This window comes from Bradyrhizobium sp. USDA 3650 (assembly GCF_054057395.1).
In genome coordinates this window covers 4,421,548-4,437,612 of the sequence record NZ_JBSRZG010000001.1, presented here as the reverse complement: position 1 = coordinate 4,437,612, position 16,065 = coordinate 4,421,548, and the positions used below count along the sequence as shown (strand labels likewise).

16 protein-coding genes and 1 pseudogene are annotated in these 16,065 nt (G+C 64.8%); 7 read left to right on the top strand and 10 right to left on the bottom strand.

What is annotated here, in order from left to right:
• Positions 1 to 5: 5 nt before the first annotated feature.
• Both ACVIN2_RS20720 and ACVIN2_RS20715 read left to right on the top strand, forming a co-directional pair.
• A complete protein-coding gene (locus tag ACVIN2_RS20720) occupies positions 6 to 539 on the top strand; it encodes a DUF2244 domain-containing protein (protein ID WP_456766952.1) in 534 nt (177 codons plus the stop codon).
• 56 nt (positions 540 to 595) lie between these two features.
• Positions 596 to 1,492: a methylated-DNA--[protein]-cysteine S-methyltransferase gene (locus ACVIN2_RS20715; RefSeq protein ID WP_007598507.1), complete on the top strand. Its 897-nt coding sequence runs from the start codon at positions 596 to 598 to the stop codon at positions 1,490 to 1,492.
• Positions 1,493 to 1,669: 177 nt separating this feature from the next.
• On the opposite strand, the gene ACVIN2_RS20710 is transcribed toward ACVIN2_RS20715, so the two are convergent.
• From ACVIN2_RS20710 to dnaK, 8 genes are all read right to left on the bottom strand, one after another.
• The gene (locus ACVIN2_RS20710) at positions 1,670 to 2,293 is read right to left on the bottom strand and encodes a 2,3-bisphosphoglycerate-dependent phosphoglycerate mutase (RefSeq protein WP_456766951.1); all 624 of its coding nucleotides are present in this window, start codon (positions 2,291 to 2,293) and stop codon (positions 1,670 to 1,672) included.
• 79 nt (positions 2,294 to 2,372) lie between these two features.
• Entirely contained in the window at positions 2,373 to 3,188 is an 816-nt protein-coding gene (gene dapB, locus ACVIN2_RS20705; protein ID WP_027566210.1) for a 4-hydroxy-tetrahydrodipicolinate reductase, read from the bottom strand.
• Positions 3,189 to 3,359: 171 nt separating this feature from the next.
• Positions 3,360 to 3,671, bottom strand: coding sequence for a DUF1330 domain-containing protein (locus tag ACVIN2_RS20700; protein WP_027566211.1), 312 nt, complete (start codon positions 3,669 to 3,671; stop codon positions 3,360 to 3,362).
• 23 nt (positions 3,672 to 3,694) lie between these two features.
• On the bottom strand, positions 3,695 to 4,405 hold the full coding sequence (gene pyrF, locus ACVIN2_RS20695) for an orotidine-5'-phosphate decarboxylase (protein ID WP_456766950.1): 711 nt from the start codon (positions 4,403 to 4,405) through the stop codon (positions 3,695 to 3,697).
• 6 nt (positions 4,406 to 4,411) lie between these two features.
• Positions 4,412 to 4,990 carry an NADPH-dependent FMN reductase gene (locus ACVIN2_RS20690; RefSeq protein WP_456766949.1) on the bottom strand — a complete coding sequence of 193 codons (579 nt, stop codon included), beginning with the start codon at positions 4,988 to 4,990 and terminating at the stop codon, positions 4,412 to 4,414.
• A 57-nt stretch (positions 4,991 to 5,047) separates the two neighbouring features.
• Positions 5,048 to 5,647 (bottom strand): class I SAM-dependent methyltransferase, encoded by a 600-nt coding sequence (locus ACVIN2_RS20685; protein ID WP_007598495.1) that lies wholly within the window; start codon positions 5,645 to 5,647, stop codon positions 5,048 to 5,050.
• Between the two features lie 88 nt (positions 5,648 to 5,735).
• Complete coding sequence (gene dnaJ / locus ACVIN2_RS20680; protein ID WP_456766948.1) at positions 5,736 to 6,872, bottom strand: molecular chaperone DnaJ; 1,137 nt, start codon at positions 6,870 to 6,872, stop codon at positions 5,736 to 5,738.
• Positions 6,873 to 7,132: 260 nt separating this feature from the next.
• Positions 7,133 to 9,034, bottom strand: coding sequence for a molecular chaperone DnaK (gene dnaK / locus ACVIN2_RS20675; RefSeq protein ID WP_027566215.1), 1,902 nt, complete (start codon positions 9,032 to 9,034; stop codon positions 7,133 to 7,135).
• A 396-nt stretch (positions 9,035 to 9,430) separates the two neighbouring features.
• Between dnaK and ACVIN2_RS20670 the strand changes: the two genes are divergently transcribed.
• On the top strand, positions 9,431 to 10,372 hold the full coding sequence (locus tag ACVIN2_RS20670) for a hypothetical protein (RefSeq protein WP_456766947.1): 942 nt from the start codon (positions 9,431 to 9,433) through the stop codon (positions 10,370 to 10,372).
• A gap of 145 nt (positions 10,373 to 10,517) precedes the next feature.
• Positions 10,518 to 11,240, top strand: coding sequence for a bifunctional nicotinamidase/pyrazinamidase (pncA, locus tag ACVIN2_RS20665; protein ID WP_456769772.1), 723 nt, complete (start codon positions 10,518 to 10,520; stop codon positions 11,238 to 11,240).
• Between the two features lie 141 nt (positions 11,241 to 11,381).
• On the opposite strand, the gene grpE is transcribed toward pncA, so the two are convergent.
• Positions 11,382 to 11,996 (bottom strand): nucleotide exchange factor GrpE, encoded by a 615-nt coding sequence (gene grpE / locus ACVIN2_RS20660; protein WP_456766946.1) that lies wholly within the window; start codon positions 11,994 to 11,996, stop codon positions 11,382 to 11,384.
• A 95-nt stretch (positions 11,997 to 12,091) separates the two neighbouring features.
• Entirely contained in the window at positions 12,092 to 13,180 is a 1,089-nt protein-coding gene (gene hrcA, locus ACVIN2_RS20655) for a heat-inducible transcriptional repressor HrcA (protein ID WP_007598483.1), read from the bottom strand.
• Positions 13,181 to 13,360: 180 nt separating this feature from the next.
• On the opposite strand from hrcA, the gene rph reads away from it, so the two are divergent.
• The 3 genes and pseudogenes from rph (at position 13,361) to hemW (ending at position 15,924) form a co-directional block, all read left to right on the top strand.
• Positions 13,361 to 14,074 (top strand): ribonuclease PH, encoded by a 714-nt coding sequence (gene rph, locus ACVIN2_RS20650; RefSeq protein WP_027514789.1) that lies wholly within the window; start codon positions 13,361 to 13,363, stop codon positions 14,072 to 14,074.
• 11 nt (positions 14,075 to 14,085) lie between these two features.
• Positions 14,086 to 14,723: pseudogene (gene rdgB / locus ACVIN2_RS20645) on the top strand (RdgB/HAM1 family non-canonical purine NTP pyrophosphatase).
• A gap of 16 nt (positions 14,724 to 14,739) precedes the next feature.
• Entirely contained in the window at positions 14,740 to 15,924 is a 1,185-nt protein-coding gene (hemW, locus tag ACVIN2_RS20640; protein ID WP_456769771.1) for a radical SAM family heme chaperone HemW, read from the top strand.
• Positions 15,925 to 16,065: the final 141 nt, after the last annotated feature.

Sequence of the window (16,065 nt, the reverse complement as noted above, 5' to 3'; positions counted from 1 at the left end):
GGACGATGAGCACAGGCAACGAAATTGAGCGCGAACGATCCGGAAGCGAGGCTGAGCCTCAGATCTTTTCCGCGCGCCTGACGCCGCACCGCTCGCTGAACCGCACCGGCTTCCTCGCCGTGATGCTGTTCCTGAGCGTCGTCAGCTTCGTCACCGGCCTCGTCTTCCTGATGATGGGGGCGTGGCCGGTGTTCGGCTTCTTCGGGCTGGACGTGCTGGTGATCTGGTGGGCCTTCAAAGCCAATTTCCGCGCGGCGCGGGCCAGCGAGGAGATCGTGGTCACGCCATCTGAATTGCGCGTGCGGCGCGTCAGCCAGCACGGCCAGGTGGTCGAGTGGACCTTCAACCCGCTCTGGGTCCGGCTCGACATGGAAATCGACGAGGATTTTGGCATCGAGCACCTCTATCTGATCTCGCGGGGTCACCAGATCCAAATCGCCCGCTTCCTGGGACCGGACGAAAAGGCAAGTTTTTACAAAGGCTTGGTTGAGGCATTAAATGCTGCCCGGCGCGGCCCGACCTACAATCCGGTCACCTGATTTGCGGATCGGAAATCGGGTGGTTTCGCACCCTGCCCTCTCCTACATTTGTGGTCATGATGACACTCGCGATACATGACCAGCGCCTGGCCGGGCCGGGCTCCCAGAACGCCGCGATGCGCGACTATGATTCCGTGCGCCGGGCGATCGCCTTCATTTCGGAAAACTGGCGCGCCCAGCCGACCATCGAGGCGATGGCGGATGCGGCCGGCGTCACCCCGGACGAGCTGCACCATCTGTTCCGCCGCTGGGCCTCGATCACGCCGAAGGCCTTCATGCAGGCGCTCACGCTCGATCACGCCAAGGGCTTGCTCAGGGACTCCGCCAGCATCCTCGATGCGGCGCTCGACTCCGGCCTGTCGGGTCCGGGCCGGCTGCATGATCTCTTCGTCACGCATGAGGCGATGTCGCCGGGCGAATGGAAGAACGGCGGCGCGGGGCTGATCCTGCGCTATGGCTTTCATCACTCGCCGTTCGGTACCGCGATCGTGATCGCGACCGATCGCGGATTGTCGGGACTCGCTTTCGCCGATCCCGGTGAGGAACAGGTGGCGCTCGCCGACATGACGCGGCGGTGGCGGAACGCAACTTACGTCGAGGATCACGAAGGCACCGCACCGCTGGCGCAGCGCATCTTCGACACGAAACTGTGGCGGCCGGACCAGCCGCTGCGCGTGGTGATGATTGGGACCGATTTCGAGGTGCGGGTGTGGGAGACGCTGCTGAAGATCCCGATGGGCCGTGCGGTGTCCTATTCGGACATCGCCTGCAACATCAACAGCCCGAAAGCCTCACGCGCCGTCGGCGCTGCCGTCGGCAAGAACCCGGTGTCGTTCGTCGTGCCCTGTCACCGCGCGCTCGGCAAGAGCGGCACGCTCACCGGCTACCACTGGGGCATCACCCGCAAGCAGGCGATGCTGGGCTGGGAGGCCGGGCAGCTCGGGATGCAGTAAAGTAAACTGCTCCACATGGTCGTCCTGGCGAAAGCCAGGACCCATTACCCCAGGAAGGGGTTTTGGCGCCGACTGCCAACCACCAGTCATCGCAAAACCAACGACGGTGGTTATGGGTCCTGGCTTTCGCCAGGACGACGCCGAGTGTTTGGCCGGCTCCGTCGCGCGCGGACGTAGCTACCCCGCCAGATCCAGCTTCGAGGCCACCGTCGAATCCGCATTGATGCGGTAGATGATCGGCACGCCGGTGGCGAGCTCGCGCTTCAAAATGCCTTCGGGCGAGAGCTTTTCCAGCACCATGATCAGCGCGCGCAGCGAGTTGCCGTGAGCCGCAACCAATGTGCGCTTGCCGTTGAGCACGCCGGGCAGGATCTCCTGCACGTAATACGGCAGTGCGCGCGCGAGCGTGTCCTTCAGGCTTTCGCCGCCGGGCGGCGGCACGTCGTAGGAGCGGCGCCAGATCAGCACCTGGTCCTCACCCCATTTCTTGCGGGCGTCGTCCTTGTTGAGGCCGGAGAGATCGCCATAGTCGCGCTCGTTCAGCGCGAGGTTCTTCGTCGTCGGCAGGCCCTTCTGGTCGAGCTCGCCGAGAATGAGATCGAGCGTGTGCTGCGCGCGCGTCAACACCGAGGTGTAGGCGACGTCGAACACGAGGCCCTGCGCCTTCAGCTTGCGGCCGGCTTCCGAGGCTTCCTTCACGCCGAGCTCGGTGAGGTCAGGGTCCTTCCAGCCAGTGAACAGGTTCTTCAGATTCCATTCGCTCTGGCCGTGCCGCACCAGCACGAGAAGACGTTCGCTCATTGACTGCTTTCCGTTTCGTTCGTTGTCTAAGCATGATCTTGTCGGAAAACCGCTTCACACTTTCCGGATCATGCTTCGTTCAGATGTCAGACAGGCCGAGCACGTCAGCCATGGAGTAGTGCCCCGGCTTCTTGCCATGCGCCCAGAGCGCCGCCTTCAGTGCGCCGTGGGCGAACAGCATGCGATCCTCCGCGTGATGCGACAGCGTCAGCCGCTCGAACGCGCCGAGGAAGCTCACGCTGTGATCGCCGGCCGCGGTGCCGCCGCGCAACGACGCAAAGCCGATGTCGCCGGGCTTGCGCGCGCCGGTGATGCCGTCGCGGCCGCGATCCGCATGCTCGTCGAGCGCGATGCCGCGGCCGCTCGCTGCCGCCTGGCCCAGCATCAGTGCCGTGCCCGAAGGCGCGTCGATCTTCATGCGGTGATGGGTTTCGACGATCTCGATGTCGAAGCTCTCGTCGAGCGCCTTGGCGACGCGCTTGACCACGGCGGCGAGCAGATTGACACCCAGGCTCATATTGCCGGACTGCACCACGACCGCGCGGTTGGTGACACTCTTGATCACGGCGTTGTCGGAGCCCGACAGCCCGGTCGTGCCGACCACGTGCACGAGGCCGCGTTCGGCGGCGATCGCGACATTGGCGAGCGTCGCCGCCGGCACCGTGAAATCCAGAATGCCGTCGGCATCCTTCGACAACGCCCAGAGATCGCCGGAGAGTTTGATGCCGTTGGCCGGCAGGCCTGCGAGCACGCCGGCGTCCTTGCCGAGCAGCTCCGAGCCCGGCGCCTCCAGCGCGCCGGCCAGCACCGCGCCTTTGCTTTCGGCAATCGCCCGCGTCAGCGCCCGGCCCATCCGGCCGCCGGCTCCAGCAACAATCAAGCGCATGTCGGACATGGTGCGATCCTCTCACGGTCGTTGTAGCGGGGGGAGGCAGTTCCGGCAACCGTGGGGCAAACGCCACCGTCATGCCCGGGCTTGTCTCGGGCATCCACGAACGGCCACGCATATGAGCGTGAAGACGTGGATGGCCGGGTCAGGCCCGGCCATGACGGAGCTGAGCGCGCCTCAGCCGTCTGACGGCTGCGGGCCGTCATAGCCCTCGATGATAATGAGGTCGGCGACGGAGTGCGGCTGGCGCACCTTGATGTTGGCCTGGTATTCCGGCGAGTTGTAGCAGGCGATCGCGGTCTCGTAGTCCGGGAATTCGATCACGACGTTGCGGGTGCGGCTGGCACCTTCGACGGTGGTGAACTTGCCGGCGCGGACGACGAAGCGGCCGCCCCATTTCTTGAAGATCGGACCATTGGCGACGGCATAGGGCTTGTAGCCCTCGTCACTGCTCACGTCGACGCGTCCGATCCAGTAGCCTTTTGCCATTGTTCTTCTCCCTGTGTTGTTGATTAGCCAAGCGCTTGCGCGATCTCCGCCTGAATGGCCTCCGCGATCGCCTTGGGGTCCGTGGCTTCGACCACCGGCCGCCCCACGACGAGATAATCCGCGCCGGCCGCAATCGCGCGGCCCGGCGTCATGATGCGCTTCTGGTCGCCGCTCGCCGCGCCCGCCGGCCGGATGCCGGGGGTGACGAGGCTCATCTGGTGGCCGACGATCTTGCGCAAGGCTCCGACTTCCTCCGGCGACGATACCAGCCCGTCGATGCCGAGCACCTGCGCCTGCTGCGCGCGCGCTTCGACGAGCTCGGAGACGCCGAGCCGGAAGCCTGCCGCGTGCAGATCGTCCTCGTTGTAGGACGTCAGAACAGTGACGGCGAGGATCTTCAGGTTCGAGCTGCCGCGACCTTCGACGGCACCCTTCATGGTCTGCGGATAAGCGTGCACCGTGAGGAAGGTCGCGCCGAGCCTGGTGATGCTGTCGACGCCTTGCGCCACGGTGTTGCCGATGTCGTGCAGCTTGAGATCGAGAAAGACCTTCTTGCCCTTGTCGGCGAGCTTGCCGACCAGCGGCAAGCCGCCGGCATAAGCCAGCCGATAACCGATCTTGTAGAAGGTGACGCTGTCGCCGAGCCGGTTGACCATCGCTTCCGCGGCATCAACGCCGGGCAGATCGAGCGCGACGATCAAGCGGTCTTTCGGGGCAATCTCGGCTGGCGTCATGTCACCTCACATCATGCGTTGGGAAAAATCGATCAACTGCCGCACCAGTTCCTTCAACGCGGCGATATCGCCCTCGTGCTTCAGCCTGTCCATATCGTCATAGGCCTGGTCGGCAAAGGCGAGCGTCAGCTGGTTGGCAATCACATTGGCGTGGCAGGAGGTCAGGATCAGCCGCAACGCCTGCAGCGCGCGAGCCGCGCCAAGCCGGCTCTGCGAGGCGCCGGCGAGCGCGAAGACGCGGTTGCGGAACACTTCGCCACGCGGCTCGTGCAGCTCATGCACGCGACTGACCCAGTCGATCGCGTTCTTCAGCAGCGGCGGCACCGAGGCATTGTATTCGGGCGAGACGATCAGCACGCCATGATGCGCGCCGATCATGCGCTTGAGATTGATCGCGTGCTTGGGCACACCCGACTTGGCCTGCAGGTCGCCGTCATAGATCGGCAGCGGAAAATCGGCGAGCGAGATGCGGGTGACGTCGACGCCGGCCTGGTCGAATGCATAGGCGGCGATCGCTGCCAGCTTCGCATTGTGCGAGCCGGTGCGCAGTGAGCCGGGAATGATCAGGATTTTCGGTGCGGACATCCGCTTCCATGCGTTCGGCGAAACGAGCCCGCCACGCAAACAGGAATGCCGGCGGATTTAGTCCTTGCGATACACCCAGACGCGGGCCGGCGGAAGGTTCATCCAGATCCGTTCCGAGGCCTCTGTGGACACGCCGGGCAGCGATTTCGGAATCGGCGGCACCACCGCATAGGTGAACTGGACGAAGGGCGCACCGGGCGCCAGGGCCGTGAAGGCGTCGCGGATGAGCCGCAGCCGCGTCAGCATCGGTTTTGTGACCAGCGGCAGGCCGGAGACGACCGCGGAGGCCGGCGCGCTCAGCACGTTCCACAGCGTGTCGCGCAGGCGATAGGCATCGCCCTGCACCACCTTGGCCTGCGGATAGCGGTCGCGCAGCAGGGCGCAGAAGCCAGGATTGTACTCGACGAGGACGAGACGCTTCTGGTCGACGCCGCGCTCGACCAAGGCCGAGGTGATGGCGCCGGTGCCGGGCCCGAGCTCGACCACCGGTGCGTCCGAATTGACGTCGACGTAATGGGCCATGGTCCGGGCCAGCAGCTTGCCCGACGGCATCACCGCGCCCATGTGGAGGGGCTTTTCGATCCATGACCGGAGAAAACGCACCTCGTCATCGAGACGGGGCTTCTTCAACGCACGCGCGGACGATGGCAATGGCATGTCGGGACCGGCCGGGACCGCGTGACCGCGGCGTGTCAGAAAATGGTCATAAAGACGTATAGGCCGAAGGCGGCACGGTCAAGACGCGTCAACTTGCCCGATTACCGAAGAAATCCTTGACCTTGGTGAAGAAACCCTCGGATTCCGGCTGGGTGTTGCCGGAGGAGAGTTTTTCGAACTCGGCCAGCAATTCCTGCTGTTTCTTGGTGAGATTTTGCGGGGTCTCGACCACGACCTGAACATACATGTCGCCCATCTGGCGCGAGCGCAGCACCGGCATGCCTTTTGATGCGATGCGGAATCGGCGGCTGGACTGCGTCCCTGCGGGGACCTTCACCTTGGTCTTGCCCTTCTCGATGGTCGGCACCTCGAATTCGCCGCCAAGCGCCGCCGTCACCATCGAGATCGGCACACGACAATGCAGATCGGCGCCGTCGCGCTGGAAGAACTGGTGCTGGGCCAGCGACAGGAAGATGTAGAGGTCGCCGGGCGGGCCGCCGCGGACCCCGGCCTCGCCCTCGCCGGCGAGCCTGATCCTGGTGCCGTCCTCGACTCCAGGGGGAATGTTGACCGACAGATTCCGCTCGCGGGTGACACGCCCCTGACCCGAGCAGGACGGGCAGGCGTCCTCGATCATCTGGCCGCGCCCCTGGCAGCCGGGACAGGTCCGCTCCAGCGTGAAGAAGCCCTGCGACTGCCGTACGCGTCCGGCGCCGCCGCAGGTCGAGCAGGTCTTCGGCTTGGTGCCGGCCTTGGCCCCGATGCCCGAGCAGGCTTCGCAGGTGACCGAGACCGGGATCTCGATCTGCGCGGTCTTGCCGCCAAAAGCTTCCTCGAGCGTGATTTCCATGTTGTAGCGCAGATCGGCGCCGCGCTCGCGGCCGCCACGGCCGCCGCGCTGTCCGGCCATGCCGAACAGATCTTCGAAAATGTCGGAAAAAGAGGAGGCGAAGCCCGCGCCGAAACCGGGGCCGCCACCGCCGCCGCCCTGCTCGAAGGCGGCATGGCCGTAACGGTCATAGGCGGCGCGCTTGTCCTTGTCTTTCAGGACCTCGTAGGCCTCGTTGATTTCCTTGAATTTGACTTCGCTGGTGTCGTCCCCGGGATTGCGGTCGGGGTGAAACTTCATCGCCAGCTTGCGGAACGACGATTTCAGGACGGAATCGTCGGCATCGCGTTCGACTTCGAGGGTTTCGTAGTAGCAGCGCTTGGTGGACGTGGACATGATGAGCTCAGTCTATCCGATCGCGATTCAAGTCGGAGCGAAGCAACGTCGCCATGCAACGATATAGGCAGCCTTCCGCCTCGCGGCAGAGGATTGCACGGCAGCATTCAGAATAACGGCTGGGAATTGATCGATCGTAACGGGGCCGATTTTAGCAAGGCCTTGCCCCGTCGAGCCCGACACGATGGCCTCCCCCGCGAGGGAGGAGGCCGTTGGCGCGTGTGGGGTCCAAGCCGTCCGCATCATCACCCTCGCGGGGTTCAGGCGGACTTCTTGTTGTTCTTGTCGTCGTCGACTTCGGTGAACTCCGCGTCGACGACGTCGTCCTTGGCCGCATCCTTCTTGGCGTCGGCCTCGGCCTGCTGCTTGTACATGGCCTCGCCGAGCTTCATCGACGCCTGGGCCAGCGTTTGGGTCTTGGCCTTGATGGCTTCGGCATCGTCGCCCTTCAGCGCTTCCTTGAGGTCGCTGACCGCATCCTCGATCGCGCGGCGCTCGGTCTCTGCGACCTTCGAACCGTGCTCGGCCAGTGCCTTCTCGGTCGAATGCACCAGACCATCCGCGTCGTTCTTGGCAGTCACGGCCTCGCGGCGCTTCTTGTCCGCCTCGGCATTGGCCTCGGCGTCCTTGACCATCTTCTCGATGTCGGCTTCCGACAAACCGCCGGAGGCCTGGATGCGGATCTGCTGCTCCTTGGACGTGGCCTTATCCTTGGCCGAGACGTTGACGATGCCGTTGGCGTCGATGTCGAAGGTCACCTCGATCTGCGGCATGCCGCGCGGGGCCGGCGGAATGCCCATCAGGTCGAACTGACCGAGCATCTTGTTGTCGGCCGCCATTTCACGCTCGCCCTGGAAGACGCGGATGGTGACCGCGTTCTGGCTGTCCTCGGCGGTCGAGAACACCTGGCTCTTCTTGGTCGGGATCGTGGTGTTGCGGTCGATGATGCGGGTGAACACGCCGCCCAGCGTCTCGATGCCCAGCGACAGCGGGGTCACGTCGAGCAGCAGCACGTCCTTGACGTCGCCCTGAAGCACGCCGGCCTGGATCGCGGCGCCGATCGCCACGACTTCGTCCGGGTTGACGCCCTTGTGCGGCTCCTTGCCGAACAGCTGCTTCACGACTTCCTGGACCTTCGGCATGCGCGACATGCCGCCGACCAGCACCACTTCGCCAATCTCGGCGGCGGTGAGGCCGGCATCCTTCAGCGCCTTGCGGCAGGGCTCGACGGTCTTCTGGACGAGGTCATCGACCAGCGCCTCGAACTTGGCGCGGGTGAGCTTCATCGTCAGATGCTTCGGGCCGGTCTGGTCCGCGGTGATGAAGGGCAGGTTGATCTCGGTCTGCGTCGTCGACGACAGCTCGATCTTGGCCTTTTCAGCAGCTTCCTTCAGGCGCTGCAACGCAAGCTTGTCGTTGCGCAGGTTGATGCCCTGCTCCTTCTGGAATTCGTCGGCCAGATAGCCGACCAGGCGCATGTCGAAGTCTTCGCCGCCGAGGAAGGTGTCGCCGTTGGTCGACTTCACCTCGAACACGCCGTCGCCGATTTCGAGAATCGAGATATCGAACGTGCCGCCGCCGAGATCGTACACGGCGATCGTGCCGGTCTTGGTCTTGTCGAGGCCATAGGCGAGCGCGGCCGCGGTCGGCTCGTTGATGATGCGCAGCACTTCAAGGCCCGCGATCTTGCCGGCGTCCTTGGTCGCCTGGCGCTGGGCGTCGTTGAAGTAGGCGGGCACGGTGATGACGGCCTGGTCGACCTTCTGGCCCAGATGGGCTTCCGCGGTCTCCTTCATCTTCTGCAAGATGAACGCCGAGACCTGCGAGGGCGAGTAGGTCTGGCCGTCGGCCTCGACCCAGGCGTCGCCGTTGGAAGCCTTCACGATCTTGTACGGAACGAGCTTCTTGTCCTTCTCGACCATCGGGTCGTCGTAGCGGCGGCCGATCAGGCGCTTCACTGCGAAGAACGTGCGCTCGGGATTGGTGACGGCCTGACGCTTGGCCGGCTGGCCGACGAGGCGCTCACCGTCGTCCGTCACGGCGACGATCGAAGGCGTCGTGCGCATGCCTTCGGAATTCTCGATGACTTTGGCGTTCTTGCCATCCATTACGGCGACGCACGAATTCGTGGTGCCGAGGTCGATCCCGATGACCTTTCCCATGGTCCTGTATCCTTGTTTTTGCGGCAGGCTGGCTGGGCCCAGAAGGCACCCGAACCGAAACCCCCTAAGATCAAACATTCGCGATATTGCGATGGTTGGGGGTCATATAGGAGGGGGGGAGGTGCCCGCAAGGACCGAACGCAAGTTTCGGCCGTGAAAACATTGGGTTTTGGAAGAACATATCCGGGCTGCACCGCCCTTGCGGGTGAGGAATTATTAACAGGTGCCGCGATCGGCCGACATCGGCTACCGCATTCCGCCCCGCCCTGTTGCGGCAAGTCCAAACCCGCTAAAAGGCGGGCAGCCGGCCGGGCTCGTCATCGGGCTGCCTCGCGCGACAAAAGGGGCCGGCTGGCCACCATCGAACGGCCTCAATGTGAACCAATCAGAGTGCCCATGAAGCTGATCCGCCCCCTTGCTGCGCTCGCCCTCCTCGTTGCCTCTGCGCTTCCGGCTCTGGCTGCCGACGCCGTTTTCCCACCCGGCTTGCGCCTCGGCATGGTGCCATTGGTCGGTCTCAACACGGCCAAGACCTTTCCCGGCTTCGAGAGCGAGGACGGCAGCGTCAAGGTGCTGATCACAGAGCTGCCGCCGGCGGCCTATGGCGAGGTGGTGAGCGCCTTCAACTCCAATACGGCCGGAGCCAACGGCGTCAAGCAGGACAAGATCGAGACGCCCGCGGGTCTTGCCTATTTCACGACCGAGAGCGGCAAGGCCGGCGAGACCCCGGTTCGGCGCTATTCGATGATCGTGCCGGGGGCCGGCTTCTCCGGCTATGTCGCGGTGCAGATTCCGGAGAATGCGGTCAAGATCTACACCGACGAGGCGGTGCGGCAGATGTTCGCGAGCGTCGTCACCCGCAAGCAGGTCTCGGCCGAAGAGCAGATCGCGCTGATGCCGTTCAAGATCACCGATCTCGCAGACTTCAAGGACGTTCGCACGCTGGCGCCGGGCTCGAGCATCATCTTGGCCGACGGCGACGAGAGCTCCGGCTATGAATCGAAGCCGTTCATCATCCTCGGCGTGATTGGCGCCACCCCGCAAGCCGCCGACGACCGCGCCCGCTTCGCCCAGGAGGCGGCGCTCCAGATTCCCGGCGTGCGCGAGTCCCGCGTCACCATGTCCGAGCCGATCCGCATCAGCGGCCAGCAGGGTTTCGAGACCCGGATCGACGGCGTCAGCGGCAAGGACAAGACGCCGGTGACCGTGGTGCAGTGGATCCGCTTCAGCAGCGGCGGCGCCTCGCTGCGCATCATCGCCAGCGCCCCGCGCGAGCAATGGCCGGCCGCCTTCACCCGCTTCCGCGCAGTCCGCGACGGCATCCAGCCGAAAGGCTAACCCGACACTCATCGTCGTCCCGACGAAGGTATCCGGTCAGCAGCCCAACCACTCACCAAAGCCGGCTGCATTTTCGGGCTTCTGTTCGTATACGAACGGAACTAGGCTCCCCTTCCGTTGAGTTCATCCTGGAGGGAGGCGAATGATGCTGGATCGGCGACAAGTCTTGGCGGCGCTCGGGACGAGCGCGCTCGTGGCGCTCGCGCCAACCGCGATTCTGGCGGCCACATCGATCAAGCCGGACGATGCATCCGCGCTGCTCGTGATCGACGTGCAGAATTGCTTCCTTCCCGGCGGCAGCCTTGCCGTGAAGGAAGGCGAGCGAGTGGTGCCCGTCATCAACAAGATCTCGAAAGCGTTTTCGAACGTGGTGATGACGCAAGACTGGCACACGCAAGGCCATGTTTCCTTCGCATCGGTCCACGCCGGCAAGAAGCCGTTCGAGACCGTCGATCTTCCCTACGGCAAGCAGGTGCTGTGGCCCGACCATTGCGTGCAGGGCACCGACGGCGCCGCGCTGTCGAAAGACCTTGCGATCCCGCACGCCGAGCTCATCATCCGCAAGGGGTTTCACAAGGACGTCGACAGCTATTCGGCCTTCCTCGAAGCCGATGGCAAGACCTCGACCGGCCTTGCCGGCTATCTGAAGGGGCGCAAGATCAAGCGCGTCTTCGTAGTCGGGCTGGCGACGGATTTTTGCGTCGCATGGACCGCGCTCGACGCGCGCAAGGCGGGCTTCGAGGTCTATGTGGTGGAAGACGCCTGCCGCGGCATCGACAATCAGGGTTCGCTCGCAAAAGCCTGGGCCGATATGGCCAAGGCCGGCGTGAAGCGGATCCAGTCCGCGGATATCGCGGCGAGCGCGTAGGCCCGGTCAAAAAACTGCAAGACCCTCATCCTGAGGAGCGCGCATTTTCGCGCGCGTCTCGAAGGATGAAGGCCCCGCTGCAGCAGTTCGGCCCGCATGGTTCGAGACGGCGCTGACGCGCCTCCTCACCATGAGGATCAACTAGTTCGCCGCGCCGTTCGGCTCGTTGCTGTTGGCGGGCGCGGCCTTGGCGCCGCCCTTGGCGACACCGACCAAGGCGGGACGCAGCACGCGCTCGCCGATGGTGTAACCGGCCTGCATGACCTGCACGACGGTGCCCGCGGGCACCGATGCATCAGGCACCTCGAACATCGCCTGCTGGAAGTTCGGGTCGAACTTCTGGCCCAGGGGATCGAACTTCTTCACGCCGTGTTTTTCCAGCGCGCTGAGCAGCGAGCGCTCGGTCAGCTCGACGCCCTCGATCAGCGAAGCGAGGCCTGCATCGGCCGCCGCACGGGCCTCGGCCGGAACGGCATCGAGCGCGCGCTGGAGGTTGTCGGCGATGTCGAGCACGTCGCGGGCAAAGCCCGTGACGCCGTAGAGCTTGGCGTCAGCGACCTCCTTGGCGGTGCGCTTGCGCAAATTCTCCATCTCGGCCAGCGTCCGCAGCATGCGGTCGCGCGCCTCGGCGACTTCCTTCTGCAGGAGCTCGACCGAGCCGGGCTCGGGATCGTCGGGCATGATGTAGGGTTTTGACACCACGGGCTCGCCGGCCGCAGCACTCGTGTCTTCGGGTTGCCGGTCTCGATCGGTCATCGGCTCTCTTTTCGCATTCATCTCAGGGGTTTCTGGCCCGGATATCGTGCTTCGGGCACCGAAAATCAAGCGCCCGTGATCGGGGGAGACGCCGGTCAGCCCCCCAGGAGCCGGCTGACGATGCGGGCAGCGTAGTCCACGGTCGGGATCACGCGGGCATAATTCAGTCGCGTCGGCCCGATCACGCCCAAAACGCCGACGATATGGCCGGCAGCGTCCCGATAGGGCGAGATGATGGTGGACGAGCCCGACAGCGAGAACAGCTTGTTCTCACTGCCGATGAAGATCCGCACGCCTTCCGCGGTCTCGGCCCGCCCGAGCAGGTCGATCACGCCGCGCTTGGTCTCGAGGTCGTCGAACAGCAGGCGAACGCGCTCGAGATCCTCCAGCGCATGCAAATCCTCGAGCAGATTGGCGTGGCCGCGGACGATGAGCTGCCGGTCCTCGTTCTCACCGCCGGACCAGCTGGCGATACCGGCCGAGATCACCTTGTGCGTCAGCTGATCGAGCTCGGTGCGCGCCTCTCCGAGTGCGGTCTCGAGCTCCAGCCGCGCCTCGGCCAGGGTCCGGCCCCGGATCCGGGCATTGAGGAAGTTGCCGGCTTCGGTCAACGCCGAGGATGGAACTCCCGGCGGCAGCGTCAAGACGCGGTTTTCGACCTGCCCGTCCTCGCCGACCAGGATCACCAACGCCTTTTCCGGTTCCAAGCGGACGAATTCGATATGTTTCAGCCGCGCATTGGATTTCGGCGTCAGCACGACGGCGGCCGCACGGGTCAGGCCGGAAAGCCGCGTCAATGCTTCCTCGAGCGCAGCCTCGACCGATTGCGCGTGGCCCACGGAGGTCAACTGGCTCTGGATCGCCTGCCGTTCACTGTCATTGAGGTCGCCGACCTGCATCAGGGCATCCACGAAGAAGCGCAGGCCGAGTTCCGTCGGCAGCCGGCCGGCGGAGGTGTGCGGGGCGTAGATCAGGCCGAGCTGTTCCAGGTCGGCCATGACGTTGCGGACTGAAGCGGGCGACAGCGGCATGGCGATCAGGCGCGAAATATTGCGCGAGCCCACCGGCTCCCCGGTCGCGAGATAGCTTTCGACGATTTGACGAAAGATGTCGCGGGAACGCTCGTTGAGCTGGGCAAGGCCCGCGCGCGGCGCGATCAGATGGATCGGATCGTGATGGGCCACAGACCGTAACTCCTCTCAGATACAGGTAATTTGTCTATCCCTGGGGCTTCTGACAAGCGTGGCGTTCGCGGATTGAAAATCGGGGGTGAATAAGGCCTCGATCTTCCCCCTTGCCGCCCACCCTTACCCCCCCTACAAGCACCGCCAACAGCCCTTTTCCGAGAGTTTTGGAGGATTCCCATGCGGCCAAGCCGCCGTGCGCCCGACGAATTGCGCCCCGTGACGCTGGAGCGCGGCGTGGTCAAATATGCGGAAGGCTCGTGCCTGGTGAAATTCGGCGACACCCACGTGCTGGTCACCGCCACGCTGGAAGACCGCCTGCCGCCATGGCTCAAGGGCCAGGGCCGCGGCTGGGTCACCGCCGAATACGGCATGCTGCCGCGCGCGACGTCGGAACGCACCCGCCGCGAGGCCTCCGCCGGAAAGCAGAGCGGCCGCACCGTCGAAATCCAGCGCCTGATCGGCCGCTCGCTTCGCACCATCATCAATCTCGAAGCGCTCGGTGAGCGCCAGATCACGGTCGATTGCGACGTGCTCCAGGCCGACGGCGGCACCCGCACGGCCTCGATCACCGGTGCCTGGGTCGCCCTCGCCGATTGCATCACCTGGATGAAGGCGCGCAACATGGTCAAAGCCAACGTGTTGCGCGACAACGTCGCCGCGATCTCCTGCGGCATCTACAAGGGCACGCCCGTGCTCGACCTCGACTATGCCGAGGACTCCGAAGCCGATACCGACGCCAATTTCGTCATGACGGGCGATGGCCGCATCATCGAAGTCCAGGGCACCGCGGAACGCGAACCGTTCACGGAAGCCGAGTTCCTGGCGTTGATGGCGCTGGCGCGCAAGGGCGTCGCGCGTCTCGTGGACTTGCAGAAACTGGCGGTAGCGTAGTCAATAGGCCGATGCATCGCCGAATCACCGGAAAGCTGGTCATCGCGACCCATAATCCCGGCAAGCTCGCCGAGATGAAGGAGCTGCTCGCGCCTTACGGCATCGAGGCGGTGTCGGCCGGCGAATTAGGCCTTCCGGAGCCGGAAGAGACCGGAAACGATTTCCGCAGCAACGCCGCGCGATCAAGGCGATCGCGGCAGCGCAGGCGACGAAGCTGCCGTCTTTCGCCGATGATTCCGGCATCGTGGTCGACGCGCTCGACGGCGCGCCCGGCATCTACTCGGCGCGCTGGGCCGGCCCGAACAAGGATTTTGCCGCGGCAATGGCGCAGATCGAACGGCTGTTGCAGGAGCGTGGCGCGACCACGCCCGCCAAGCGCAAGGCGCATTTCGTTTCCGCGCTCTGCGTTGCATGGCCCGACGACCATCGCGAAGAGGTCGAGGCGCGCGTGGACGGCACGCTGGTGTGGCCGCCGCGCGGCACCGCCGGCTTCGGCTACGACCCGATGTTTTTGCCCGACGGCCACAGCCGCACCTTCGGCGAGATGGAGAGCATCGAGAAGCACGGGCTGCCGCCGCTCGGTCTCGGCCTGTCGCACCGTGCCCGCGCCTTCGTGAAACTGGCGGAGATCTGCCTTGAGCCGCGCTAGAGCGTTTTCGAGCGAAGTGGATACCGGTTCGCGCCAGGAAAACGCGTCAACACAAGAATCCGAAGCCTTCGGCGTCTACGTGCACTGGCCGTTCTGCCTGTCGAAGTGCCCCTATTGCGACTTCAACAGCCATGTCCGCCACGCCGCGATCGACGAGGCGCGCTTTGCGTCGGCTTTCGCGCGCGAGATCGCTGCGACCGCCGAGCGCGCACCCGGCCGCGAAGTCACCTCGATCTTTCTCGGCGGCGGCACACCCTCGCTCATGCAGCCTGCAACCGTCGGCGCTGTGCTCGATGCCATCGGCAAGCACTGGATTGTGGCGAAAGACGTTGAAGTCACGCTGGAGGCAAACCCGACCAGCGTCGAGGCTACGCGCTTCGCGGGCTATCGCGCCGCCGGCGTCAATCGCGTCTCGCTCGGCGTGCAAGCGCTCGACGATGCCTCGCTGAAAGCGCTCGGCCGCATGCACAGCGCGCGCGAGGCCCTCGACGCGGTCGCCATCGCGCGCCGCTCGTTCGACCGTTATTCGTTCGACCTGATCTACGCCCGTCCCGACCAGACGCCGGCGATGTGGGCTGATGAATTGCGTCTCGCGATCGGCGAGGCGGCCGAGCATCTGTCGCTTTATCAATTGACGATCGAAGAAGGCACGCCGTTCTTCGGCCTGTATCAGGCCGGCAAGCTGAAAACGCCGGATGAAGCGGTCGCACGCGCGCTTTACGACGTCACGCAGGAGACCTGCGACAGGCTCGGCCTGCCCGCCTACGAGATTTCCAATCACGCGCGGCGCGGCGCCGAGTGCCGGCACAATCTGGTCTACTGGCGCGGCGAGGAATATGCCGGCATCGGCCCCGGTGCCCATGGCCGGCTCGACATCGACGGTATCAGGCACGCGACCGCCACCGAGAAGCGCCCCGAAGCCTGGCTGATGCGGGTCGAGACCAACGGCCACGGCGTCGTCACCGACGATCTCCTCAACAGCGAAGAACGCGCCGACGAATTTTTGCTGATGGGACTACGTTTGGCCGAAGGCATCGACCCCGAGCGTTACAAAGCGCTCTCCGGCCGCTCGCTCGATCCCAAGCGCATCACGCTGCTGCGCGAAGAAGGCGCGATCACGGTGGATGCAACGGGGCGGCTGCGCGTGACCAGCAGCGGTTTTCCGGTGCTCGATGCGGTGGTCGCGGATCTGGCGGCGTAAGGTCTCTCCATCGTCGTCCTGGCGAAAGCCAGGACCCATTACCCCAAAGAGCAGTTGCAGCGTAAAGCTGACAACCACGAGTCTTCGCAAAACCGCGTCCTGTGGTTATGGGTCCTGGCTTTCGCCAGGACGACGTCGAGG